This is a genomic window from Nonomuraea sp. ATR24, from assembly GCF_041950485.1.
Taxonomy (GTDB): Bacteria; Actinomycetota; Actinomycetes; order Streptosporangiales; family Streptosporangiaceae; genus Nonomuraea; species Nonomuraea ceibae.
Map to the genome: position 1 here is coordinate 41,310 of NZ_JBGNUU010000007.1, position 25,182 is coordinate 66,491.

A 25,182-nucleotide genomic window follows, 5' to 3' on the forward strand; every position below is an offset into this window, starting at 1 on the left:
CTATGGCCTGGACATGATCAGCGTCGGCGTGTTCGGCGAGGACCGGTTGCTGGCTCCTGGATGCGTGCGTCTGGTGGCCTGCGCCAGAGCTTCGGCGAAGACGTGATGCGCCTCGACCTGCACGCTCTTCCCCCGACCGCGATCCCCGCCGGCATCACCGTCCAGCCCTGGGAGGAAGACACGCGCCACCTCTTCTTTCAGGCGTACCAGCGGTCTTTCGCCGACCGGCCCGGATTTCCCGGCTGGTCACAGCAGCAATGGATCGACTGGACCGTCGACGACGCCTTCCGCCCCCACTGCTCGCTGGTGGCACGCCGGCACGATGGAGATCTTCTCGGCTTCGTGACCTGCGCTCAAGGTTTCCTGATCCAGATCGGCACGCTTCCCGCACGGCGCGGTCAGGGGATCGGCCGGATGCTCGCGCTGGCCGCGCTGGAGAGGCTCCGCGCAGCCGGAGACACGCATGTCCTCCTCGACATCAACGTCAACAACCCCGCGTCGGCCGCACTGTTCAGCGGACTGGGATTCACCCCCATCGCCCGACGCGCACGCTACGAGTAACCCTCTGGCAGCGCGCAGGCGCATGAGCGCGGCAACACTGGAGGACACGGTCGGTCGCCTCGCGCTTGGCCGTCCGTTCCTCCGCCCCCGATGCCAGAATCGACTCCCATGAAGCTCCATTGTGCTTACTGGCCACCTGATGAGGATCAGCTACTGACAGAAGAATGAGAACTCTCACTTGGCCCAGGCAAACTGATGCGGCACGGGGCTTCTCCGAGGCGCCCCGTCCCTCTCGGGCTCGATGAGCGAGGGTCGCGACGTGTGCATGTCGCTGGCGGCTGGGGCAGAGTGAGCGTTCGCCCACATCGCGTTATATCGCATTAGAGTGGCAACCCTGGGGGCCGGTCGAGGCACGTCCGAAGGGATGACCGCGATGGATGTCAACACGTCAGGCACCACGGGTTCCGTCTCCTCCTCAGATGGAACCACCATCGGTTACCAGCGGCTCGGCAGCGGCCCGCCGATCGTCCTCGTTCACGGCGGCATGGAGTCGGCGGGGAGCCACGTGCAGCTGGCCGAGGAACTGGCCGGCGAGTTCACCGTCTACCTGCCCGACCGGCGCGGCCGCGGGCTGAGCGGCCCCCATGGGGCCGACTACGGCCTGCGCAGGGAGGTCGAGGACCTCGAAGCGCTGCTCGCCGCGACAGGCGCCAAGGCGCTGTTCGGCCTGAGCTCGGGCGCCATCATCTGCCTGCAGGCGGCGCTCGACCTGCCGACAGTACGCAAGGTGGCCGTCTACGAGCCGCCGCTGTCGATCAACGGGTCGCTGGCCACCGACTGGCTACCCCGCTTCGACCGGGAGATCGAGGCGGGCGACCACGCCGAAGCGCTGGTCATCGCGACGAAGGAGACTCAGCTGTTCCGGCACGCCCCGCCCGGATGGCTGCTCAAGCCCATCGTCCGGCTCATGCTCGGCGACATGCTGCGACTCGTCCCGACCTTTCACTACGACGCCCAACTCATCATCGAGACGACAGACCAGTGGCGGCGCTTCGCCGGCATCAAAGCCGACGTCCTGCTCATGGGCGGCGGCAAGAGCCCGGCCTATCTGAAGGGCGCGCTCGACGAGCTGAAACGCCTGCTGCCCGACGCGGAACGCGTCGAGTTCGCCAAGCTCAACCACGGCGGCTCGGGCAACAGGAACAGAGGCGGCAATCCGCCCCTGGTGGCCAGGGAACTGCACAGGTTCTTCACGAGCCCACCACGACCGAACACCGACGGACGCTGATCACGATCAATGTGGCACGATCAGGCTCGTCACGGCCCCGACGGGAGCCCGGGCGTGCGGTTGTGGTGGTCACAGCCCAGCGCCCGCATTCCGTGTGCATCAGCTTCGCTGAGCCGGTCGGCAGGCCCGCGGCTCAGCGAAGCTGAGGCATTCTGGGCAGGCTTGTTACACCCGGCATCATTTCTTGAGTCAGGACACCGGAGAGGCCCCCTCGGAGCGCCTCGATCTCGAAGGAGTCGTATGAGCCGTGACGACGTGCTCGTGCCCACCGCGGTGTGGCGTCCCGGAGCGGGCGCGACGCTTGCCGATGCGGGCGGTCGTGGCGGCGGGGGAGTGGTCGGCGGGGTCGATCAGGCGGCCGAGCCGCCGTTGCCGCCGCCCGCGCCGCTGGTGGATTCGGTCGGTGACATCGCCGGGCTGCGTCCCCGGCGGCGGCCGAGGGACGGCGGTGAGGTGCCCGGCGCCGACGTTGACCTCATCGACGCGTTGCCGCGCACCGACGACGTGCCTACCCCCGGTCAGCGGGCCAGTTGGCCGACGGTGGCCGCGTGGCTGCGCGCGGGCAGGACCGCCGCGACCCGCCGCGCCCGGCTGGCCGACCTGGCCAAGTTCGTACGCTGGTGGGCCGCTGCCGCGCCCGGCGCCGGGCTGTGGCAGGTCAGCGAGGACGTCCTGGTCGCTTATGCCGAGCAGCTGGGCACCGGCGGCGGCCATGCGGCGGTGCTCGGCCGGGGCGGTGGCCCGCTGGCCGCCGCGACGGTCAAACGGCACATTTCCACGCTGAAATCGCTGTACGGCTATGCGGTGCGCCGCCGGGTGATCAGCCACAGCCCCGCTACGTTCGTGGAGACGCCCGAGGTCGGCAAGGTCGGCACCACCCCCGCACTGGCCCTCGACGAGGCCGCCGCCCTCGTACGCGGTGCGCAGCAGATCGCCCCGCGTCATCCGGTCGACGCCGCGGCGGTGATGCTGCTGGCCACCCTCGGGCTGCGTGCCGCTGAGCTGGAGGGGCTGACTGCGGGGCGGATCGAGCGTTCGGCGGGGCACTGGGTGATCGCCTTCCGGCTCAAGGGTGGCCGGCAGGTCGTCGTGCCGCTGGCCGCCGAGGTGATGGAGCTGCTCCGGCCGCTGCTGGACGGCCGCCGCACCGACCAGCTGCTCCTGCTACGCGCCGACGGCCGCAGCTTCGACCGCTGGCGGCAGCAGACCGCGCTGCGCCGGGCCGCCCGCGCCGCAGGTCTGGACATCGCGAAGCTGACCCCGCACATGCTCCGCGCCACCGCCGCCACCCTGCTGCGGGCCGCAGGTGTCGCCGTCGAAGACGTCCAGGAACTGCTCGGGCACGCCTCCCCGGTCACCACCCAGCGCTACGACCGCGGCCAGAGCGCACTGGACGGCCACGCCGCCTACCGGCTCACCGACCTGCTCACCGGACAACCCGCCACCGGCCCCGGGGAGGCCACCGAGGTCACGGTGGCCGTCGATGAGACGAACGGGGAGGATGCCACAGCGCGCGCTCGCCGGCCCCGGCCTCCGCGTCATCGGGGAGCACAGCCACTGGCAGGAAAACGCCGCAAGACCGGCGACCCCTCGCGACGTAAACGCTGAGCAGGCTGTGTCGGCCGGCCGCAGCGCACTCCTGGCACGAGTCCTCTGCCCGCGCCAAGGCCGGAACTCCTGCTGTCTCGGCTCGACCCGAAACCCGGCCGCTGCCCGTCTTGGTGACCGAGATGTTACGGACGGGCACCGACAGTTTCGGCGTAGGGGATCAGCGCGCTGGTGAGCAGCCCGGCCCGCGCGCACGCGGCAGCGTTTTCGTCCAGGTGGTTTCGTGTCGGTCAGGCGTGAGCCATACCCGACGAGCAACGGGAGCTTCCCATGGGGATATCTCGGGAGCGCGGCCTGCGCCATAATCGGGCGGGGCGCTTCGCTGCCGGACATGGCAGCCGTCGTGGCAGACGGGCCCGCCGCCGGTTGACCAGTACGCGGTATTGCCTGACCTGGCGGCCGGGCTGAGAGGATCCTCGATCCGTTCTACCGCCATGAGTTCGAAGGAGGCGCGAGGCGGGTGAGCGGGCAACCTTGGGACAGGGGACGTGCAGGAACTCCGCCACGCTCGCTGGGGGGTCACGCAGCACTGAAGCCGGCGCCAAGGGGTCGGTCCACACCTCGGCCGCCACCGTCCGGTCATGGTCCACGGCGCGCGACCTCCACTTCGCCGAGTCCGTCACGATGCCCATCATCCAACCAACGAAGAGCGCTGACGACGCTGAACATCCCGCCGCATGGCCTGGCCGCTGACTTCCACACAGCAGGACACGTGGTCCCGCGTCCATTTCACGTCTGGTTCTGTCGATGACAGGTGACAGCGATCGTTTCCGCTGCAAGGTGATGTCGCTGGGAAGTAACAGCGCCCCGAGGACTGGTGGTGCGAGCATTGATGTGCTTCGCGGGATGAGGTGGCGCTGGTGCAGCCCAAGTCCAAGGTCGAGTTGTATACGGCGGTCCGCCGCGATTCTCGAGGCCGTGCTTCAATCCGCCGGCCAGGCGATTGAGGGGAACATTTGTCCAAGCCACCGGCGCGTACCGGCGGCGACAGTGGGCTCATGAACGTTTCCGACGGGCGGTCACGGCCGGTCGACCGCGCGCTCCACGACGTACGGGTGGGCTGAATGACAAGCAGGAATGCCATGCGGATTCTCATCTCCGGCGCCAGCATCGCCGGTCCGGTCCTGGCGTACTGGCTGACCAGGCACGGCTTCTCCGTCACCGTCGTCGAGCGCGCGCCGGCTTTGCGCAAGACCGGCGGCCACGCGGTCGACCTGTTCCGGCCCGCGATGAACATCTCGCAGCAGATGGGCCTGATCGCGCGCGTCGAGGAGCGGGCCACCGGCACCAACCGGATGACCATTCACCAGGAGGGCGCCCGGCGCCCTGTCCGGGTGAACCTGTCCAAGATCTTCAACGCCACCTCCGACCGGCACCTGGAGATCATGCGCGACGACCTGAGCGAGATCTACTATGACGCCACCCGCGACCACGTCGAGTACCTCTTCGGCGACTCGATCACCGCGATCTCGCCCGACGGCGAGGTACAGTTCGAGCGCGCCACGCCGCGCCGCTTCAACATCGTCGTCGGCGCGGACGGGCTGCACTCCAACGTGCGCCGCCTCATTTTCGGCGAGGAGCCCCGCTTCGGCGCCTTCATCGGCGCCTACTTCGGGGTGCTGACCCTGCCTCACGCCTTCGGCCTCGACGGAGAGCTCCTCATGCACGTCGGCGTGGGCCGCACCGCCGGCATGTACGGCGCGCGACACCTCGACGAGGCACGGGCGTTGCTCCTGTTCCGTAGTGAACACGAGCTCGACTACCACCACCACGACGTGCCCCGGCAGAAGGAGCTGCTGCGCGGCGCGTTCGACGGCATGCACCCCGAGGTGGACCGCTGGCTGGACGAGCTGGACCGTACGCCGGCCTTCTACTTCGACTCGATCACCCAGGTCCGCATGGACACCTGGTCGCGCGGCCGGGTGACGCTCGTCGGCGACGCCGGCTACTGTCCCGGCCCGGCCGTCGGCGGCAGTACCAGCCTGGCCGTCGTCGGCGCGTACGTACTGGCCGGGGAACTGGCGCGAGCGGGCGGCGATCACCAGCGCGCCTTCCCCGCCTACGAGCACGCGATGGCCGGGCACGTGCGCGGCAGCCACGCGGCCGCGCTCAGCGCGGCCAAAACCCTGGTCCCCGCCTCCCGCCTCGGCGTACGAGGACTGGCCCAGGGCGCCCGCCTGATCTCCGCCCTGCCCGCCCGGCCCCGGCGCGCACTTCTCCGCCTGGCCAGCAAGAGCGCACGCCTGCACAACGCCATGACCCTCGACGACTACTCGCCGTCGCTCGCCGCATCAGCAGGCCGGAGCGACCTCGCGGGCTGCTAGGACGTGGAGTAGCCCGCCGCACGGCACCGGGCTGCTGTTGGACGACGACGTGGCGCCTGCGGGAATGGTAGCTTTCGGCCCGGCGATCGCCGGGGGAGGGTTGAGATCCTATGGAGGAAGTCTTCCCCGCTACCGGCGGCCGGCCGGGGCCGGTCGAGCGCATGGGCGGGAGCTGCCAGGCCAGGCCCTGGTCGATGAGGTTGAGCAGGACACGGCAGGCTGCCGGTGGCCTCATGCAGGCCGTCGAGGTCAGTCGATGCCGTCGATGATGCGGAAGTCGCGCTCGAAGCCGTCAGGGAGGGCCACCAGCGCCTTCTGGTACGCCTCACTCTCGTATGCCGCGACAGCCTGTTCAAAGCTGGCGAACTCGATGAGAACGACGCGTTGCGCAATTCCGGCCTCGTGGGCGACGACTCGACCGCCCTGGGACGGGAGGAGGGATATGGTGCGCCCGCCTCCAGCCTGGACAGCCGGACCGGCCAGCTTGTCGTAGGCAGTCAGCCCCTCAGGGTCGGAAATAGCGGGGTAGACACTGACCCAGTAGCCCTTGGCCATGGAAACCTCCTGTGTTGGGCCGGACACGTCCGACTTCGCATTGACATGCAGATCGATCGATCCCGGCGATGGGTACTGCGGCCGGTTGAATCGTCATATGCGCAGGTTAGGGCTTGGTGCGCGGCCGAGGGAAAGACCGGTACGGGATAGACTCAGAACGGATCGTTATCAATCGGCGGGGAGGGCACGTGGCGCCGGATACGGTGAGCCTGCGCTACTTCCTGGTACTGGCGCAGGAGCTGAACTTCACCCGCGCGGCTGCACGGATCGGTATCGCACAGCCCGCACTCAGCGCCCGGATGCGCCGGTTGGAGGCGGAACTCGGTACGGCCCTGCTGGTCCGCAACACGCGTAGCGTCGCATTGACCACGGCCGGTGCGGCTTTGGCGGAGTCTGCACCGCCCGCGCTGGCGGCGCTGGACCGGGCATGGGACACCGCCCGGAGCGCGGCGGCCGGTGAGCTGGGCACGCTGCGCATCGGATACAGCCTCAGCGCCGGGGCCGAGACGGTACCGGCCCTGGTGGACAGGCTGGTTCGCGGCAACAGCGGGCTCGAGGTCGGCGCGGTACCGATGGCGACACCGGAGATCTCCCTCGCGGTCGCCGATGGCCGAATCGATGCCGGGATCACCCGTGGTGAACAGCCGGGCCGTGGCGTGCGCCGGTTCCTGCTGCGGCGTATGCGCGTCGGGGTCCAGCTGGCGCAGCACCATCCGCTGGCCGAACACCCGGAGATCGAGATCGCCGACGCGGCCGCGTATCCGCTGCGACTCCCGGATCGTGCGGCCAACCCCGTGGTCCACGATCAGCTGTCCGCACTGTTCCGAGACATCCGGCCACACCCTCGATTCCACACGCCCGCTGTCTCCTTCGACATGTCTCAACGCGACCTGCTCGACGGGGTCACCCTCGCCCCGGCCGGAGAAGCCGCGGTCGCGGCAGCACCGCCCGGTGTCACCTGGCGACCGCTGCGGGGAGCGCCCAGCCTGACGATCCACCTGGTCCTCCCGCGCGAGCAATCGCCGCTGCACCGCCGCATCCGTGCCGTCGCCAAAACGCTGGCGCACGAGCTGCACTGGCTGCCGGACTGACGCGCACGAGGTCAAGCAAGACGGACGCCTGCGGTGGCGAGGCCGAAGACCTTGCGCCCGGCGGACTGGCTTAATGCCCGATCCGACCTCAGAACACCGGCGGATCAGCATCCGATGACGGCCCCGGGGTCGTGTCCGAGTCGTACACCGCGGCGACGTCCTCGCCCAGCCCGAGCTCTCGGCGGCTGGGCCACCGCTGCCTCCGGGACATCATCTAGCTAGATGTCGCGGCGGGACAGCAGCCGGCGGATGGTGGTCTTGGCGACCGCGCGGGTCCGTTCGCGCTTTCCTTGCGGCGTTCGGCGTCGGCCGGGGTGGCGAGGTAGGCGTCGGCGGCAACGTACAGGAGATTATGGGGAGTGAGGAACGCGGCCCGACTTCGCGCCTCGCACGCTCGGGGTCGTGGCCTTTCAGGCTGCTCTTACACAGGAACCGTAGAACGGTACCCATGAACGAGTCCGTGCTCGCGAAAGTCCTGGTCGTTGACGACGAGCCCAACATCCGGGAGCTGTTGTCCGAGGCGCTGAGTCTCAACGGTTTCGACGTGCGAACCGCGTCCAGTGGACGGGCGGCGCTGAAAGCGGTGGCGTCCGAGCGGCCCGACATCATCGTGCTGGATGTGATGCTGCCTGACCTGGACGGCTTCACGGTCGCTCGCAGGTTGCGGGAGGCGCAGGACAGTCCGTTGGTGCTCTTCCTCACCGCCAAGGATGCCGTGTCGGACCGGATTTCCGGCCTGACCGCGGGCGGGGACGACTACGTCACCAAGCCGTTCAGCTTGGAGGAGGTGGTTCTGCGGCTGCGGGCGATCCTGCGCAGGGTCCGGCCCGTGCCGGAGGAGGTCGACGACCGGGTTCTCCGCTATGCGGATCTGGAGCTCGACGAGGAGGCTCATCTGGTGCGGCGGGCGGGGCGGGCCATCCATCTCTCGCCGACGGAGTTCAGCCTCCTGCACTATCTGATGATCAACGCCGAGCGGGTCGTCAGCAAGGGACAGATTCTGGAGCGGGTGTGGGACTTCGACATCGACGGTGACAGCCGGATCGTCGAGTCCAACATCAGTTACCTTCGGCGGAAGATCGACGCGGAAGGCCGGCCGTTGATCCACACGTTGCGTGGGCTGGGGTATCGCCTGCAGGATTCCTCATGAGGCTGGGTCGGCGTTCGTGGTCGCTGCGGCATCGGCTGCTGGCCGCCTTGCTGGGCCTGTGCGCTGCCGGTCTGGCCGTCTTCGCCGTGGCGGGTGTGCTGCTCCTGGATCGGGTGCTGCTCGCTCGGGTGGACACCCAGTTGACCGAACTGGTCCTCACCCTCGGCCGGCGCCCTCCGCCCACGGCGCCGCCTCCTCGGCGTCTCGGAGACATGGAGCTGCCGACACAGTTCCGGATGACTTTCTACGACGCCTACGGAAACGTGGTGCGGCGGATGCCGCCCGACCTCTCCGACGGCCCCGCCCTGACGGCCCAGGAAGCCGCAGCGCTACCGGCTCGCCCCGTCACGGTGGCCGGCAGGACCGGCTCGGAGGAGTGGCGTGTGCTCGTGGCGAGCGTGCCGGGCGGCGGGCGGGTGGCCGTGTCGATGTCGCTGGCAGCCAACCGGGAAACCGTGCGGCAGTTGCTGGTCATCGAGCTGGCCGCCGGCGTCCTGGTGCTGTCGCTGCTGGGCGCGGTCGCCTGGTTCGTGGTGCGGCTGGGCCTGCGTCCGCTGAACCGGATCGAGCGTACAGCGGAGGCGATCGCGGAGGGGGACACCGATCGCAGGGTCGACGACACCGATCCGCGCACCGAGACCGGCCGGCTGGGCCGGACCCTGAACGTGATGCTGGAGCGCCTGGCCCTCGCGCTGCGCGAGCGGGAGCAGTCCGAGCGGAGGCTGCGTCACTTCGTCGCCGACGCCTCGCACGAGTTGCGTACGCCGCTCACGTCCATCCGCGGCTTCGCCGAGCTGTACCACCACGGGCACAGGACGCGGGACCCGGCGGCCGAGCGGCTCTTCGGCCGGATCGAGGGCGAGGCCGAACGGATGGGCGTACTGGTCGAGGACATGCTTCTGCTGGCCCGCCTGGATCAGGAACCCACGCTGGAGCCCACTGTGGTGGACCTCCGGGTCCTCGCGGGTGATGTGGTGCACGCCGCCCAGGCCCGTGACCGCGAGCGCCCCATCCATCTGCACATCTCCGACGACCCGGTGCTCGTACGCGGCGACGAACACCGCCTGCACCAGGTCATCGCCAACCTGGTGGGAAACGCGATCACCCACACGGCGGCGGGCACCGCGGTGCGCGTCACGGTCAGGCGACGGACCGCCGGCGACGCCGCACCCTACGGGGTCGTGCATGCGGGAACAGGACCTACCGCGGATACGGAAGCGGCCTTGGTCGAGGTGCGCGACGAGGGACAGGGCATCGCCCCTGACGATCTGCCCCATGTGTTCGACCGGTTCTATCGCGCGGACCCGAGCCGCTCGCGCGCGTACGGCGGCACCGGGCTGGGGCTGGCCATCGCCGCCGCGCTGGTGCAGGCGCACGCGGGCAGGATCGAGGCGCGCAGCGCGCCCGGCGCGGGAGCGACGTTCCGCGTCCTGTTGCCTTTGTACCGGCCTCAGGACGGCTGAGCCTGCCGCGAATTCGCATATCAGCCAGGCCAAAACGGCAGGGGATGGGAACAGATTGTTCGTCTCTGATTGGCGGGCGATTCACACACTATTCCCAGCTTCGTGCTGTCAGATGTGCTCTGACACCGAAGGAGGGACATGCTGCGAAGATTCCGCAAGCGAGACGTCTTCCAAGGTCAGACCGGAGAATGCACCGCTTCGAGCGTCTTGCCGGAAGGCGATGCCGGCCATCGGCTGCGCGCCCCGAGCAAACTGCACGCGTTCAACCGGTACGAGATCAAATACCTGATCGACGCGGACCGGGTCGACGAACTGCGCGAGGAACTGGAGAACCGGCTCGACCGCGACCGGCACTGCCCGGACGAGGGCTACAACATCTGGAGCGTCTACTACGACACCCGGCAGCTTCGCTTCTACTGGGAGAAGATCGAGGGCCTGAAGTTCCGCAGGAAGCTGCGGGTGCGCCACTACGGCGACCGGTTCGCGGCGGCGCCGGACACCCCGGTGTTCGTCGAGATCAAGCAGCGCGTCAACCGGGTCACCCAGAAGCGCCGGGTACGCCTGCCGTACGCTGACGCGCTGCGGCTGTGCGACGGGCGGCAGATGGTCGACCACGAGCCGTCCCAGCGGGCCTTCCTGGAAGAGGTGCTCGACCTGGTCTCCCGGCTGGAGCTGCGCGCCACCGCGATGACCGGTTACACCCGCCACGCCTACATGGGGCGAGATGCCGACGTTGGGCTGCGCGTCACCTTCGACCGCCGCATCAGAGGCCGGGACCGCGACTTCCACTTCGGCGCCGACGCGGAGAACCGGCTCATCGTCCCCGCCCGCAAAGCGATCATGGAAGTCAAGGCGAACGAGCGGGTCCCGTACTGGCTCACCGACCTGACCGCCAAGCGGAGCCTGCAGGTGGTGCGGGTGTCCAAGTACTGCCAGAGCGTCGAGGCCTACGGGCTGGCGCCGCGCTCCGTCTTCCACCTTCCCGGCAACGATCACATGCCCGGCAACGATCATCTTCCCGGCCGCGAGCGGTCGATGGCTCACATGGAGGTCTGACCCCTGATGGACTTCTCCTTCCAGGATCTGTCCGGCACGTTCAGCGTGGCCGACATCGCGATCGCGATGTCGCTGTCGTTCGTGCTGAGCGCGATGATCGGCTGGGTGTACCGGGCGACGCACCGCAACGTCTCCTACAGCCAGTCGTACGTGCAGACGCTCGTCATCCTCGGCATGCTCATCTCGCTGATCATGCTCGTCGTCGGCTCGAACATCGCGCGGGCGTTCGCCCTGGTCGGCGCGCTGTCCGTGGTGCGGTTCCGCAACGCGATCAAGGAGACCCGCGACGTCGGGTTCATCTTCCTGGTCATGGGCGTCGGCATGGCCGTCGGCACTCGTTTCTACCTGCTGGCGATCGTCGCGGCGGTGGCGATCTCGCTGATCATCATGCTCATGCAGCGGTTCGACTGGTTCGCGCTCAACGTGCGCCGCCAGGTGGTCAAGGTGCAGGTGCCGGCCGACGAGGACTTCACCGCCACGGTCCAGGACGTGCTGGTGCGGCACACCGACGAGTTCGAACTGGTCAGCATGGAATCGATCCGCGGCGGCGCGCTCACCGAGCTCATGTACACCGTGAGGATCAAGAAGGGCAGTGAGCCCGCCGACCTCATCTCGGCTCTGCGCGAGCGCAACCACGGCCAGTCCGTCACCGTGCTCACCGGGTACGACCAGACCGACCTGTAGGCGGCCATGACCCATCCCACCAACCGGCGACGGCTACGCCACCGAATCCCGATCAAGCTCCGGCACAATTGGAAGCTCGTCGCGCTGTGCACCGCCTTCCTGGCCGCGTGCTGGGGCGTGTTCGGCAGCGGGACGATCCGCCCGTACGTGACCACCGCCCGGACCGCTTCGGCCGACACCGTCACGACGAACCTCACCGGGACCAAGGACCTGTTCGACACCACGGTCGGGCACGAGGTGAAGCTGACCTTCACCGACGCGGCGTACCAGGACATGCTGACCGAGTACTACGCCAGTGGCGAGAAGAAGTACGTCGAGGCGGATCTGACCATCGACGGGACCCGCATCCCCAGCGTAGGCGTCCGGCTCAAAGGCAACTCCACGCTCATGGGCCTGACCTGGAACGGCAAGTCCCGCAGCAGCGGCCGGGGCGGCTTCCCCTGCGGACGGCCAGCCGAGGGCTTCGAACCTCCCGAGGGTATCCAGCCGCCGGACGGGTTTCAGCCGCCTGGCGGTGAGCAGCCACAGGGAAACGGACAGCCGATGACGAACGGGCGGCCGGGCGGCGGGATGTTCGGCGCTCAGCTCAAGGCGGAGGAGCCCGAGAAGCTGCCCTGGCTGATCAGCTTCGACGAGTTCGTCGAGGGCCGCCGCTACCAGGGCCACACGCAGGTGGCTGTGCGACCCGCTGCGACGGGCTCGACGACGATGCTCAGCGAGGCGCTCGGCATCTCGGTCGTCGGCGCCGCCGGCGAGCCGACGCAGCGCTCCACGTACAGCTCCTTCAACGTGAACGGGCGTTCCTCCACGCCGCGCCTGCTGGTGGAGTACCTCGACGAGGGCTACGCCGAGGACCTGGGCGACGGCGTCCTGTACAAGTCGCTGGCCACCGGCTCCTTCACCTACAAGGGCGAGGACCAGACCCAATACGTCAACGACTTCAAGCAGATCAACAAGATCGGCGGCAAGGACCTTCAGCCTGTCATCGACCTGGTCAAATGGGTGAACGAAGCTTCCGACGCCGAGTTCACCGCCGGCCTCGCCGACCGGCTGGACGTGGAGTCGTTCGCCCGCTATCTGGCCCTGCAGAACCTGATGGTCAACTTCGACGACATGGCCGGGCCGGGCAAGAACTACTACCTCTGGTACGACTCGGGCAGCAAGAAGTTCACCGTCATCACGTGGGATCTCAACCTCGCCTTCAACGGCGATGCCACGGCGGGCGTCCACGACAGCATCAGCATGGGATTCGGCCGTGGCCGCCCTCGCCAGAACGGCCAGCCCCCGCAGGGCGACCGGCCAAGGAGCGGCATGACCATGGGCCACCCCCTGAAGGAGAAGTTCCTCAAGAACGCCACCTTCAAGAAGGTCTACGAGGAGCAGTACAGAAACCTGTACAACAAACTCCTGGCCGATGGCAGCGCCACCAAGCTGCTCGACAACCTGGTCAGCTCTTACCAACTGAACAATGGAGCCGACACGGCCGCGATCGAAACCGACGCGAACACACTGCGGACGTTCCTGCAGACGCGGACCGAGAGCCTGGGCGCGGACAAGGCGATCAACGGAACCTGATCACCGGCGCTCCTCAAGGGCGCGGGGACAGCATGCGGCCCCGCGCCCTCGGCCTGTGAACCGTAAGTCGGCACCGGAGTGAGGCTTCCCTTGCAGGAGATAGCACAAAGGCGCAGGTGCCGATCACATTGCTGTGCCGGCGGCCGACGGCTGGATCGGTCATCCTTGCGCCTCGTAGGCCAGCCGCTCCCACTGCTTCCAATCCGCGAGCCGCCGTTCGTGGATGGCGGTGACGATCCCCGGTGCGGCGGCCCCGAAGAGCACCCGCAGCGGCGGTTCAGCGGCATCCACCACTTCCAGCAGGGCTCGGGCTGCGGCGTCGGGGTGGCCCGGTGGCTGCACGCTGCGGCGTGCGGCGGCCGCCTCGCGTACGCCGTCGTACTCCGGCAGCGCCGGGGAGCGGCGGGCCGACGCGCCCGCCCAGTCGGTGGCGAACCCGCCCGGCTCGACCAGGGTGACCTTGACGCCGAAGGCGGCGACTTCGAGCGCGAGCGATTCGCTGATCCCCTCAAGTGCCCACTTGGAGGCGTGGTAGGCGCCCAGGTTCGTGAAGGCGCCCACGCCACCGATGGAGGAGATTTGCACGATGTGGCCACCTCCCTGAGCACGCATCAGCGGCACTGCCGCCTGAGTCACCCAGACCACACCGAACAGGTTGGTCTCCATCTGATCGCGGAGGTCGTCTTCCGACAGCTCCTCCACCATGCCGAAGTGGCCGTATCCGGCGTTGTTGACGACCACGTCGAGCCGGCCGAACTCCGCGTGGGCGTGCCGGACCGCTGCGGTGACGCCGGCGCGGTCGGTCACGTCGAGCCGGAGCGGCAGCAGGTCCGCCTCGTACTCGGCCGCCAGGTCGTCGAGGGCCGCGAGGTTCCGCGCGGTCGCCACCACGTGGTCGCCGCGTTGCAGTGCCGCGGCGGTGAACGCGCGCCCGAAGCCTCGGGAAGCGCCGGTGATGAACCAGGTCTTACTCATCTTGCCGTCCTTCGGAGAGATGTCCGTCAGCGCTGCGCGGACGGACGGAGAACGATCTCGTTGACGTCGACGTCGGAGGGCTGGGCGAGGGCGTACGCGATGGCGTTCGCGATGTCCTCGGAGCGGATCGAGGCGGCTCGGTACGTGCGCATGACCTCAGCGGCGAGCGGGTCGGTGATATGGTCGGCCAGCTCGGTGTCGACCACGCCGGGGGAAACGGTGGTCACCCGGATGCCCGGCTCGGATTCCAGCCGCAGCCCCTCGGTGAGCGCCCACGCGGCGTACTTGGTCGCGGAGTAGATCGCGGAGGTCTCCACGACCTGGTGGGCGCCGATCGAGGCGACCGTGACGAAATGGCCGCTTCCCTGGCGGCGGAAGATCGGCAGGGCAGCGGCGATGCCGTGGAGAAGGCCGCGCACGTTGACGTTCAGCATCTGGTCCCACTCCTCGACCAGGAGTGCGTCCAGCCGGGACAGGAGCATGACTCCGGCGTTCGCGACCAGCACATCGAGTCTGCCGTACGCGTTCACGACCTCCTCGATCACCTCATGGAAGCCGGGACTGTCGGTGACGTCGAGCGGGCGGGCCTCGGCGGAGTGGCCGGCCGCGCACAGGCCGGCGGCGAGCGCCTTGATCCGGTCGGTGCGGCGGGCGGTGAGGACCACGTGGTGTCCGGCGGTCGCGAGTGTGCGGGCGGTGGCCGCGCCGATGCCGCTGCTCGCGCCGGTCACCAGTACGACCTTCTGTTCCGGTGTCTCTGTCATGCTTCGAGACTCGGGCAGTCCGCTTGTCCCGCTACAGGCCGCCGTGTGCATGGGAGTACCGCACCCACCCTTGGCCGCCCGTTCCCTCCTACCCTGAACGTATGACCGAGCGGCACCTAGGTGACTTCCTGCGCGGCAGGCGGGCACGCGTACGCCCCGAAGACGCCGGCCTGCCCGCCGGGCCACGGCGGCGGGTGCCCGGGCTGCGGCGTGAGGAGGTCGCACTGCTGGCCGGTGTGAGCGCGGACTACTACGTACGGCTGGAACAGGGGCGGGAACGGAACCCGTCACCGCAGGTGCTGAACGCGCTGGCGACCGCACTCCGCCTCGACGGCGACGCCCACGCGCATCTCTTCCGGCTCGCCGGGCTGACCCCGCGGCCCGCGCGGTCCACCCCCGAGCGCGCGGATCCCGAGCTGCTGCAACTGCTGGACGGCTGGCCGGACAACCCGGCGCTGGTGCTCGGGCGAGCGTATGACGTGCTCGCCGGAAACCGGCTCGGCTACGCGCTCTTCGAAGAGTTCCGTGGCGGGGCGAACCTGCTGGACAAGCTGTTCCGCGATGCGGACGCGCGCTGGTTCTACAAGGACTGGGAGGCAGCCGCGGTCAACACCGTTGCCGGCTTCCGGCTGCTGTACGGGCAGGACCCGCACCATCCGCGCGTACGCGAGGTGCTCGGTTCGATGCTGGCGCACAGTCGCGAGTTCGCCGAACTGTGGCGAGCGAACGAGGCCCGGGGCAAACGCGCCGAGGTGAAGGCCTTCCGCCACCGCGACGTCGGCGAACTCACCCTGCGCATGCATGCCTTCGACGTACGGGCCGCACCGGGGCAGCAGCTCGTCGTCTACCACGCCGAGCCCGGCTCTGCGAGCGCGGACGCGCTCGCCCTGCTCGGCACCCTCGCCGCAACCGCCGACCAATAGGGGCGCCCCCGGACCTCTGACCTGCGGTGCCGCAAGGCCGGCCGGCCGCGGTGGTGGTGCGCGGCGTGCGCGGCATGCTCGCGATGGTGACAGCGGGGAGCCGCCGCCGGGGTCCGCGGTCGGCTCCTTCAGGGACGGACCTGGACGTGAGCAATCAGCGCGGTGCCGGGCGGACCTTCTGAACAGGTAAGCCAAGATCGTCACAGGAGGGCTCTGGCGGTGTCAGCGGCGGGGTTGCCGAGCTCTTCGAGCAGGCGGACCGCCTCCTGGGCGTGAGTACGGGTCAGGGCGGTGTGGCCGAGTGCGTGACGGGCCTTGGCCAGGCCGAGGTGGCCGTGGGCGGCTTCGTGGGGATCGTCGATCTCCGTGGCCAGAGCGAGTGCGGCGTCGTGATCGATGAGGGCCTGATGGTGGTCGCCCATGGCTCGTGCGGCGGCGCCCAGGGCGTTCAGGGTCTCCGCCTGCAGGTGCGGGCCGAGGTCGCGGCTGATCGCGTAGGCGCGTTCGAAGGCGCGGCGAGCGGCGTCGTGCTCGCTCTGGTCGGTGTGGAGGTTGCCGAGGGCGAGCTGGGCGTTCCAGAGGCTTGCCTGGCTGCCGATCTCGTGGTTGATCCGCTGGGCCTGCATCAGGTGGTCGCGGGCCAGGTCGGGCTTGCCCAGTTGCCTGTAGGTCTCGCCCATGTCGATCAGGAGGACCCCCGTGCCGACGCGGTTGTCCGCCTTCTGGAACAGTTCCAGTGCCTGTCGATAGTGGTCGTGGGCGCCGTGGACGTCGCCTCGGCGTTCGAGCGAGTGGCCCAGGAAGTGATGGCCCACCGCTTCGCCCTCCGGGTCGGCGGCCGCCCGGCAGGTGCTGATCGCCTCGTGGGCGTACTGGACGGCCTGGGCCACGTTCCCCAGGGCGTGGTGAGTTCTGGCCAGGTCCGCGAGGGTGCGGCCCTCGCTCCACAGGTCGGCTGCCTGCCGTACCGCTGAAAGGGTTTGCAGGTGGAGGGTGAGTGCGGCGCCGCGGCGGCCGCGTTCCTCCAGGAAGGGGAACAGGGTCGTGGACAGGAAGAAGGCCTGCGTGTGCCAGCCGTGTTCAGCCGCGTGCGCGCCGACGGCCAGGAGGACGGGCAGCTCGGTGTCCAGCCAGGCTGCGGCGTCGGCGCGGTCGGACAGTGGTGGGGTCTCCAGGCCGGGAGCGGGCTCGTGCGGAGCTGGGAGAACCCTGTCCGCGTACCTGAGGTCGGCGGCCATGCCGGTCAGGTGGGTGTAGAAGGCGAAGAGCCTGGTCAGGGCGGCCTTTGCGGAGGCGTCCTGTTCCTCCAGAACGGCGGCTGACCTGGCGTGGTCGCGCAGAAGGTCGTGGAAGGTGTAGCGGCCTGGTTCCTGCTGGAGGAGCATGTGGGTGTCCAGCAGGTCTTCCAGGAGCGACTCGGCACGCGTAACGGTCAGGCCGGTGAGCGCGGCGGCCGCGTAGGCGTCGATGTCCTGGCCGGGGTGGAGACCGAGCAGGCGGAACATGCGGCGATGGTCGGCGCTCAGTTGCTCGTACGACAGTCCGAAAGCGGCCGCGACGCCCCGTTCCGCAGTGGCCAGTTCGGCCAGGCGGCGGCCCTGGTCGCGCAGCCGTACGGCGAGGTAGTCCACCGTCCACCGGGGACGGTGGCGCAGCCGCGCGGCGGCGATGCGCACGGCCAGCGGAAGGAACCCGCACAGGCTCAGGACCTCGGCGACGGCAGCGGGCTCCTCCCGCGCGCGCGGCCCGACGACGCCGGTGAACAGCTCGACCGCGTCACGCTCCGAGAGCACGTCGACGGAGATGGCGTGGGCGCCGTCCAAGTCGGTCAGCCTGCGCCGGCTGGTGATCACGGCCATGCTGCCCGAACCGCCGGGCAGCAGCGGCCTGACGTGCTGGGTGTCGGCGGCGTTGTCGATGACGACCAGGGCGCGCAGCCCCGACAGTTCGGCGCGCCACAGCGCGGCGCGTTCGGAGGTCCCTGGCGGTACGCGCTCGTTGGGGACGCCGAGCTGGCGCAGCAGGATCTCCAGCGCGTCGCCGGGATCGACGGGGTCCCGGCCTGCGGTGTGGGCCTGCAGGTCGACGAAGAGCGCGCCGTCGGGGAAGCGCTCGGCGAGCAGGTGTCCCGCGTGTACGGCCAGCGTGGTCTTGCCGATGCCCGCCATGCCGTCGATCGCGACCACGCTCACCCCGTCGGGCAGCATGGCGAGCCGCTCGAGCTCGGCTTCCCGTCCGGCGAAGTCGGGCACGTCGTACGGCAGGAAGTTCACCACCGCGGGCCGGTCGTCTCTCAGCACCGCCTCTTCGACGGCCGCGAACTCCCGGCTGGGGTCCAGGCCCTGCTGCGCGGCCAGCGTCGTGCGGTAGTCACGCGCGGCCGCCAGCGCCTCCGCCTGCCGTCCCGACCGGTGCAGCGCCAGCACGTACTGCCCGCGCAGGCGCTCCCGCAGCGGGTGGCCGGCCACTTCCGCGGCGAGCTCGTCCAGCAGCACGGCATACCGCACGGCCTCCAGCTCCAGCTCCGCCAGCCGTTCCAGCGCCGTCAGCCGCTGCTCCTCCAGCAGGGCCCGGGTGGCGGGCACGAAGTCGGCCTGCACGTCGGCCAGCGCCTGCCCCCGCCAGAGCCCGAGCGCCTGGCGGATCTCCTCGCGGTCGCCCGCGGCCAGCCGCCTGAACTCGTGCACGTCCACCTGACCCGGCTCCGTCACCACGGCATAGCCGGCGGGACGCGTCTGCACGATGTTCTCGGCCTGCGCCGCGCGCAGCATCCGGCGTATCGCCATCACCGACGCCTGGACCTGCGCCTTGGCCGTCTCCGGTGGGGTCGGCCCCCACATCGCCTCGATCAGCCGGTCCGTGCTCACCGTGCTTCCCGCGTTCAGCAGAAGGTAGGCGAGCATCGCTCGATGCCGGGGCGCTCCGCCCAGCACATGCCCGTCAGCGCTCACCTCCACTGTGCCCAGGAGCGAGAAGCGCATAGAGACCATATGGGCGAATGTATCAACGCCCTCGCTCAGTATTTCTCCAGGCCGCGGCACGTACAGGACAGGAGGACACATGAGCGGAGACGCGCTGATCTCAGGTGCGGGTGTCGCGGGCATGTCGCTGGCGTACTGGCTGCACGGGCAGGGCTACGCGGTGACCGTGGTGGAGCGCGCCGCCGCGTTGCACGGCACCGGGTACGCGGTCGACTTCCGCGGGCAGGCGATCGGCGTCCTGGACGGCATGGGTCTGCTGTCGCAGATGCGCGATCACGCCACGGGACTGGGAGCGATCACGCTCGTCGACGGTGACGGGAAGCGGATCGGTGAGGTTCCCGGGGAGACGCTCGCCGGCGACCTGACGGTGCTCAAGCCCGATGTGACGCGCATCCTGCACAGCATCACCGCCGACGACGTCTGCTACGTCTTCAACGACTCGATCACCGCGATCGACCAGGGCGAGGACGGCGTCAGCGTCGAGTTCGAACGGGCGGCCGGGCGCAGGTTCGACCTGGTGGTCGGCGCCGACGGCGTCCACTCCGGCGTTCGCCGCCACGTCTTCGGTCCCGACCGCGACTTCGTCCAGCACCTGGGCATGTCGGGTGTCGGGTTCACCACGGCCAACCGGCTGGGCCTCGACCACGAGGGCCTGCTGTACAGCGGGCCAGGCAGGGCCGTCCACGTGTTCAGCTGCGGCGACCCCGGCAGGATGACCGTGAGCCTGTCGTTCGCCACCGCTTCGGCCGACGTGGACAGGCTCGGCCGCGGCTCGAAGGAACGCCTGGTCCGCGAGCGCTTCGCAGGCACGCGATGGCTGGTGCCACGGCTGCTGGAGGAGATGCGGCTGGCTCGCGACTTCTCCTTCTTCTCCGCCTGCCAGATCGTCATGGACCGTTGGTCACACGGCCGCGTCGTCCTCGTCGGCGACGCCGGCTACTGCGCGGCGCCGATGGCGGGCATGGGCGCCTCCCAGGCCCTGATCGGGGCCCGCCTGCTGGCGGCCCGCCTGGTGGAGACGGACGGCGACCACACCGTCGCGTTCCCCGCCTACGAACGTGAACTACGCCCCTACGTCACCGAGAACCAGGCCAAGGGCGCAGAGGCGGCAAAGGCGTTCGGCTGCACCATCCGCCCATCCCATTGATTTTCCGTAACGCATCGAAGGAGCACACCATCATGTCCGTCACCCTTACCGAGCAGGACAAGAACACCCTGCGGATCGCCGCGTGGGGCGCCGTCTCGCTGATGTCCGCCGCCGGCGCCGCCGGCTCGGCGCACCAGGCCGGGACCGACGGTTCCCTCGCCCTGACCTCCGCGACCGGGCTGGTCGGGCACGTGCTCGCCAAGGCGCCCAAGGGTGTGAAGTACGGCAGGTCCGTGGCCGAGCTGGCCGATCAGGTGCTGCCGGCCCTGAACGCCTCCATGAGCCTGCTGAAGGAGCAGGCCGCGGCAGAGGCCGGCAACTTCCGGCGCACCGTCCTCGTCGCCGTCGAGGCAGCCGCCCGCACCCACCAGGGCGAGCCCAGTCCCACCGTGGCAGAGATGGCCCGCAAGATCACCGCAGCTCTGGACGCCGCTCCGGCCACGCCGCCCGGACAGGATCGCCCGGAGTTGCAGAAGCTCATCCAGGAGATGGTCGACTCCGGTTTCGTCGGAGTGACGCTGCGGGTGCGTGACGAGCAAGGCGAATGGGCAGGCAGCGCCGGGGCGGGCGAGCTCGCCGGGACCGAAGCGCCGCCGATCGACGGGCATGTCCGGATCGGCAGCAACACCAAGACGTTCACCGCCACCGTGGTGCTGCGACTGGTGGCCGAGGGCAAGATCGCCCTGGACACCCCGGTGGACGACTATCTGCCCGAGTTCGGGCTGGACCGGCGGATCACCGTGCGGATGCTGCTGCAGCACACCAGCGGGGTGTTCAACTTCACCGGCGAGTACTTCGAGGACGGCACGTTCGTGGCGGGGATCCCCGCCACCCCCGCTGGCAAGGCGTGGGTGGACAACCGGTTCCACAGCTACCGGCCGGAGGAGCTCGTACGACTGGCGCTGACCAAGCCGGCGAGGTTCGAGCCGGGCACCGACTGGAGCTATTCCAACACCAACTACGTGCTGGCCAGGCTGCTGATCGAGAAGGTCACCGGCCGCTCGGTCGCCGAGGAGATGCGGCGCCTCGTCCTGGGGCCTCTCGGCCTGACGGGCACCGTCCAGCCGACCACCGAGCAGGACATCCCCGCCCCGCACGCGCACGCCTACTACCGCTACGAGGAGGACGGCCAGGCCCGGACGGTCGACGTCACCCGGCACAACCCCTCCTGGATCTCCAGCGGCGGCGACATGATCTCCACCATCCGAGACCTGCAGACGTTCGTCACCGCGCTGCTGGGCGGCAAGCTGCTGCCGGCCGAACTGCTGGCCGAGATGTGCACGCCGGAGTCCAAGGCCGGCTACGGCCTGGGCGTGTTCGTCCAGGAGACGCCGGGCGGCGGCACGGTCATCACGCACAACGGCGGCATGGCGGGCCACGCGGCCCTGATGTACGGCACACCTGACGGAGGCAGGACGTTGACCGCCGCGCTGAACTACGTGGACGACGCCGACATGTCCGTGGGCGCGGCATTCCAGCAGGCGACGCAGCGCCTGGTCGCCGAGGTGTTCGGCAGCGGCCAGGCTCAATAGCCGGCGCCTCGATCACCCTGACCGCTGGTCTGCGCCAGCGGTCAGGGCACCTCGATACCAGCACAAGGAGTCACCCCGATGAACACCACACGGTTCGTCTCCGGCGGGAGCCGGGCTCACGCCGTCACCGGAAGTCCGGCGAAGGCACGCACGAGCGCTGTCGCCAAGGCCAGGTGAAGGAGAGTGGACACCATGACGGTCAGAGGCACCGTCGCCGACGGCTTCGAGAACGTCAGGGACGAGTTCGCCGCAGTCGTCACCGCCGAACCCGGGCTGGGCGCGCAGCTCGCCGTACGGCTGGCCGGCCGGCAGGTGGTGGACCTGTGGGGCGGGCCGGGAGTGAGCGGCGAATCCCTGTTCGCGCTGTACTCGTCCGGCAAGGGCGCGGCCTACCTGGTCGTCGCGCTGCTGGTCCAGGACGGCGTGCTGCACCTGGACCAGGCCGTGGCCGCGCACTGGCCGGAGTTCGCCGCGGAGGGCAAGAGCGACCTCACCCTCCGAGACCTGCTCGGCCACCGTGCGGGGCTGATCGGCGTGGACGGCGGCTTCAGCGCGGCGGAGCTGGCCGACGACCGGCTGCTCGCCCTGCGGCTGGCCGCGCAGAGGCCCTACTGGCGGCCTGGGAGCGCGTACGGCTACCACGCCTTCGTGATCGGCGCGCTCATCGGCGAGGTGGTGCGCCGGGTGACCGGCCGATCGATCCAGGAGATCTACGCCGAGCGGGTGCGCATCCCGTACGACCTGGACTTCTACCTGGGGCTGCCCGAGGCCCTGGAGCCGCGTTACGTGCCGGTACGGGCGGCGCGTGACGACGGGCAGCGCGCTCCCGCGCCGGACAGCCTGACCGGGATCGCCTTCAACCTCAACGCCACCCCGCCGACCGACCTGGTGGAATTCGCCAACACCCGGTCCGTGCGCGCGCTGGGCCCCACCTCCTCGGGGAGCGTGGGCAACGCCCGCGGCCTGGCCACGCTCTACGCCGCGGCCGTCTCCGAGGTCGACGGCCGGCCGCCGTTGCTGACCCCTGAGACCCTGGCCGAGTTCACCGAACCACACTCGACCGGCGCCGACCTGGTCACCGGTGAGCCCGACCACTTCCTCCTGGGGTTCGAGGCCCAAGGGGTTCGCTATCCCCAGCTCGGCGCCGGCGCGTTCGGGCACAGCGGCGCCGTGGGCGCCCAGTCGTTCGCCGACCCCCACCACGGGATCGCCTACAGCTACACGCGCAACCGCTTCGCCGCCGGCGGAGGTGGCGGCGCGCTGGAGAACCACCGGCTCATCGCCGCAGTGCTGCGCGCGATCGGCTGAGACCGGGACACCGGTGGCATCCAGGAGGCCCGTGCCCGCCGTGAGTCAGCCGATGAGGAAGGATGTCAGGCTGTGCTTGATCTCAATGCGTTGCGCGCTCCGCGTACCCGCGTCCCCGGACCCGACCTGCCGCACGTCAGCGACCTGAGCGGCCCCGGCCAGCTGCGCCTGCGCCACTACCGGCCGGCCGACGAGCCGCGGCCGATGATCGTGTTCCTGCACGGCGGCGCGTTCATCCTGGGCGACCTCGACAGCCACGATCGCACCTGCCGCCGGATCGCCGCCGCCTGCGACGTGGAGGTGCTGGCCGTCGACTATCGGCTCGCACCCGAGCACCCCTACCCGGCGGCGATCGACGACGCGGTCGAGGTGCTGCGCTGGGCGAAGCCGTGGGCCGTCGCCGGGGACAGCGCCGGCGGCTACCTGGCCACGATGGCCTGCCTGCGGCTGCGCGACGCCGGGGAGCCGCTGCCCGCCGCGCAGGTGCTCATCTGTCCGAACACCGATCTCACGCTCGCGTCGGCGAGCGTCCGGGAGCAGGGCGGGTGGGGGCTCGACCCGGCATTCCTGCGCGAGGCGATCTCCTGCTGGACGCCCGACCCCGCCGACCCGGCCGCGAGCCCCTTGAGCGCGCCCAGCCTGCACGGCCTGCCGCCCGCCGTGGTGATCACCGCCGAGCGGGACCCCCTGCGTGACGAGGGCGAAGCCTATGCCGGGCGGCTGCGCGAAGCCGGTGTCGCGGTGACAAGCAGGCGGGAGGAGGGCCTGGAGCACGGCTTCATCCAGAATCTCGACGAGGCGGCGATCGCCGCCACCGAGCGGATTTTTCAGGATGTTCAACGGCTTCTGCCCTGACCTTCGGCATCGCCATCGTCGAGGGGCAGGCGACGCTCACCCGGTCGGGCTCGCCCGGCTACATCGCCCCGGAGCGGCTGTGCGGTGGCGGCGCTGGTGACGGGCGGGGTTCTGCTGCGGGCGGCCCCGGGTCAGGTCATGTCGCGCCGGTCGCGCAGGATGTCGACGCCGTCGCCGTCAAGTTCGTCGCAGAACACCGAGCGTCCGGTCGTGGCCATCACCAGCGCCAGCGTGGTGCCGGACACCAGCGGGCCGGAGCCCGTGGCGAAAGGGCCGTCGGTGGCGACGAGCCGCAGGCCGGTGATCCGTCTCTTGGCGGCGACGACCAGGTCCGAGCCCTGGTAGTACTCGGCCACCCGGGTGAGGGTCTCGATCGGGTAGTCGTGGCGAATGCCCAGCGGCCGCCGGATGTCCTCGGCATGCACGACCGTCTCACCCAGCATCGCGATGACCGGGAGCGGCGGCTTGGTGGTGCTCGTGATGACGCGGCGGAACCTGTCATGCGTCTCCCCCGTGGTCGCGCCCAGCTGCTCGGCCAGCCGCATGGCGACCTGCTTGTCGAAGTCGAACCGGTAGCGGATCACCCCCGCCAGCCACCGCACGCCGTTGAGGCTCGCCCCTGCGGTGAGGTGCGCCAGCACCTCCCGCACCGTCAACCCGGCACACAACGACGGCGTCTCCCACTGCTCGGCGGTCAGTTCCGCCAGGTCGCCCGCCAGAGCCGCTCGTTCGGCACGCACCAGCGGCCAGAGGTCAGCCGCGCGGCTGCCGCGTGCTTGCGGTGCCGGATCGGTCATGTCGGACGGCCTTTTCTCGTCAGTCACAGGAGTCCTCGCGTCAGGTCGGTCAGGAAGGTCGAAGGTGAAGACTTCCACCAGGGCGCGAAATCATCGGTGACTTGCCGGTACGGGGCCACGGCCGCGCGATGCGTTCACCAGCAGCGGAGGTCCCAGGTGCCGGAGGAAATCATATCGACGGCGACCGACACGTGGCCGGCGGACTTCTGCAGGACGATGACGCTCGGCTCGGAGAAGTGCGTGTCAGCCCGCATGAAGGGAGCCGCCTCGTAGTAGCGCTTGATCTCCTCGGGCGGGCGTTCGGTGCGGAGGTTGAAGGTGAAGCCGACCCAGCAGTCGCCGGAGTCCCCGTTCAGGGGCTCCTGAGGTTCGGACCCGGCGAACGTCGTGCCCGGCGGCATCGGATGTTCGAGGGCTCGCTCCTCGAAGCTCGCCAAGCGGTGATCGGTGATCCACTGGGGGACCGCCACGACGGCGTACAGCAGGAGGAAAGGCGCGGCGCCGATGGCCGCCCCGATGAGCACCCATTTCAGAACGGATGGCCGGGAGGGCTTACCCGTAGGTCGCACTCGCCAATGATCACACAGGAGCCGCAGGCCCGTGCT

Annotated in this window: 21 protein-coding genes; 15 read left to right on the top strand and 6 right to left on the bottom strand. The window is 69.7% G+C overall.

All coding sequences use genetic code 11. The features are described from left to right. Positions 1-105 precede the first annotated feature (105 nt). The 4 genes from ACBI99_RS19350 to ACBI99_RS19365 all read left to right on the top strand — a co-directional run bounded on the left by ACBI99_RS19350 (position 106) and on the right by ACBI99_RS19365 (position 5,721). Positions 106-561 carry a GNAT family N-acetyltransferase gene (locus tag ACBI99_RS19350; RefSeq protein WP_375072955.1) on the top strand — a complete coding sequence of 152 codons (456 nt, stop codon included), beginning with the start codon at positions 106-108 and terminating at the stop codon, positions 559-561. A 373-nt stretch (positions 562-934) separates the two neighbouring features. After that, complete coding sequence (locus tag ACBI99_RS19355) at positions 935-1,789, top strand: alpha/beta fold hydrolase (RefSeq protein WP_219507156.1); 855 nt, start codon at positions 935-937, stop codon at positions 1,787-1,789. Between the two features lie 240 nt (positions 1,790-2,029). Beyond that, a complete protein-coding gene (locus ACBI99_RS19360; RefSeq protein ID WP_375072956.1) occupies positions 2,030-3,397 on the top strand; it encodes a tyrosine-type recombinase/integrase in 1,368 nt (455 codons plus the stop codon). Between the two features lie 1,082 nt (positions 3,398-4,479). Continuing rightward, the gene (locus ACBI99_RS19365; RefSeq protein WP_375072957.1) at positions 4,480-5,721 is read left to right on the top strand and encodes an FAD-dependent monooxygenase; all 1,242 of its coding nucleotides are present in this window, start codon (positions 4,480-4,482) and stop codon (positions 5,719-5,721) included. A 249-nt stretch (positions 5,722-5,970) separates the two neighbouring features. Here the strand turns inward: ACBI99_RS19365 and ACBI99_RS19370 are convergent, their stop codons facing one another. Beyond that, entirely contained in the window at positions 5,971-6,276 is a 306-nt protein-coding gene (locus ACBI99_RS19370; RefSeq protein WP_219507153.1) for a DUF1330 domain-containing protein, read from the bottom strand. Positions 6,277-6,464: 188 nt separating this feature from the next. Between ACBI99_RS19370 and ACBI99_RS19375 the strand changes: the two genes are divergently transcribed. The 6 genes from ACBI99_RS19375 (at position 6,465) to ACBI99_RS19400 (ending at position 13,295) form a co-directional block, all read left to right on the top strand. Next, positions 6,465-7,367 carry a LysR family transcriptional regulator gene (locus ACBI99_RS19375; RefSeq protein WP_219507152.1) on the top strand — a complete coding sequence of 301 codons (903 nt, stop codon included), beginning with the start codon at positions 6,465-6,467 and terminating at the stop codon, positions 7,365-7,367. A gap of 448 nt (positions 7,368-7,815) precedes the next feature. Then, complete coding sequence (locus ACBI99_RS19380) at positions 7,816-8,517, top strand: response regulator transcription factor (protein ID WP_375072958.1); 702 nt, start codon at positions 7,816-7,818, stop codon at positions 8,515-8,517. Then, positions 8,514-9,980 carry a sensor histidine kinase gene (locus ACBI99_RS19385; RefSeq protein WP_375072959.1) on the top strand — a complete coding sequence of 489 codons (1,467 nt, stop codon included), beginning with the start codon at positions 8,514-8,516 and terminating at the stop codon, positions 9,978-9,980. The genes ACBI99_RS19380 and ACBI99_RS19385 overlap by 4 nt, the downstream gene beginning before the upstream one ends. 207 nt (positions 9,981-10,187) lie before the next feature. Beyond that, complete coding sequence (locus ACBI99_RS19390) at positions 10,188-11,036, top strand: polyphosphate polymerase domain-containing protein (protein WP_375072960.1); 849 nt, start codon at positions 10,188-10,190, stop codon at positions 11,034-11,036. A 6-nt stretch (positions 11,037-11,042) separates the two neighbouring features. Continuing rightward, complete coding sequence (locus ACBI99_RS19395; RefSeq protein ID WP_219507136.1) at positions 11,043-11,720, top strand: DUF4956 domain-containing protein; 678 nt, start codon at positions 11,043-11,045, stop codon at positions 11,718-11,720. A gap of 6 nt (positions 11,721-11,726) precedes the next feature. Beyond that, complete coding sequence (locus tag ACBI99_RS19400; protein WP_375072961.1) at positions 11,727-13,295, top strand: CotH kinase family protein; 1,569 nt, start codon at positions 11,727-11,729, stop codon at positions 13,293-13,295. A gap of 159 nt (positions 13,296-13,454) precedes the next feature. Here ACBI99_RS19400 and ACBI99_RS19405 read toward each other — a convergent pair whose 3' ends face one another. Beyond that, positions 13,455-14,270 carry an oxidoreductase gene (locus tag ACBI99_RS19405; protein WP_375072962.1) on the bottom strand — a complete coding sequence of 272 codons (816 nt, stop codon included), beginning with the start codon at positions 14,268-14,270 and terminating at the stop codon, positions 13,455-13,457. Between the two features lie 26 nt (positions 14,271-14,296). Beyond that, entirely contained in the window at positions 14,297-15,034 is a 738-nt protein-coding gene (locus tag ACBI99_RS19410) for an SDR family oxidoreductase (protein ID WP_375072963.1), read from the bottom strand. Between the two features lie 101 nt (positions 15,035-15,135). Here ACBI99_RS19410 and ACBI99_RS19415 point away from each other — a divergent pair, with 101 nt between their 5' ends. Then, positions 15,136-15,957 carry a helix-turn-helix domain-containing protein gene (locus ACBI99_RS19415; RefSeq protein WP_375072964.1) on the top strand — a complete coding sequence of 274 codons (822 nt, stop codon included), beginning with the start codon at positions 15,136-15,138 and terminating at the stop codon, positions 15,955-15,957. A gap of 200 nt (positions 15,958-16,157) precedes the next feature. Here ACBI99_RS19415 and ACBI99_RS19420 read toward each other — a convergent pair whose 3' ends face one another. Continuing rightward, positions 16,158-19,061 (bottom strand): BTAD domain-containing putative transcriptional regulator, encoded by a 2,904-nt coding sequence (locus tag ACBI99_RS19420; protein WP_375072965.1) that lies wholly within the window; start codon positions 19,059-19,061, stop codon positions 16,158-16,160. Here ACBI99_RS19420 and ACBI99_RS19425 point away from each other — a divergent pair. The 4 genes from ACBI99_RS19425 to ACBI99_RS19440 all read left to right on the top strand — a co-directional run bounded on the left by ACBI99_RS19425 (position 19,018) and on the right by ACBI99_RS19440 (position 23,780). After that, complete coding sequence (locus tag ACBI99_RS19425) at positions 19,018-20,085, top strand: FAD-dependent monooxygenase (protein WP_375072966.1); 1,068 nt, start codon at positions 19,018-19,020, stop codon at positions 20,083-20,085. The two genes, ACBI99_RS19420 and ACBI99_RS19425, sit on opposite strands and share 44 nt — an antisense overlap. A 32-nt stretch (positions 20,086-20,117) precedes the next feature. Further along, the gene (locus ACBI99_RS19430; protein WP_375072967.1) at positions 20,118-21,617 is read left to right on the top strand and encodes a serine hydrolase domain-containing protein; all 1,500 of its coding nucleotides are present in this window, start codon (positions 20,118-20,120) and stop codon (positions 21,615-21,617) included. A 192-nt stretch (positions 21,618-21,809) separates the two neighbouring features. Further along, on the top strand, positions 21,810-22,925 hold the full coding sequence (locus ACBI99_RS19435; RefSeq protein WP_375072968.1) for a serine hydrolase domain-containing protein: 1,116 nt from the start codon (positions 21,810-21,812) through the stop codon (positions 22,923-22,925). Between the two features lie 72 nt (positions 22,926-22,997). Then, positions 22,998-23,780 (top strand): alpha/beta hydrolase, encoded by a 783-nt coding sequence (locus ACBI99_RS19440; RefSeq protein ID WP_375072969.1) that lies wholly within the window; start codon positions 22,998-23,000, stop codon positions 23,778-23,780. Positions 23,781-23,911: 131 nt separating this feature from the next. On the opposite strand, the gene ACBI99_RS19445 is transcribed toward ACBI99_RS19440, so the two are convergent. Then, positions 23,912-24,577: a maleylpyruvate isomerase family mycothiol-dependent enzyme gene (locus tag ACBI99_RS19445; RefSeq protein ID WP_375072970.1), complete on the bottom strand. Its 666-nt coding sequence runs from the start codon at positions 24,575-24,577 to the stop codon at positions 23,912-23,914. A 134-nt stretch (positions 24,578-24,711) separates the two neighbouring features. Then, positions 24,712-25,101 (bottom strand): hypothetical protein, encoded by a 390-nt coding sequence (locus tag ACBI99_RS19450; RefSeq protein WP_219507123.1) that lies wholly within the window; start codon positions 25,099-25,101, stop codon positions 24,712-24,714. Positions 25,102-25,182: the final 81 nt, after the last annotated feature.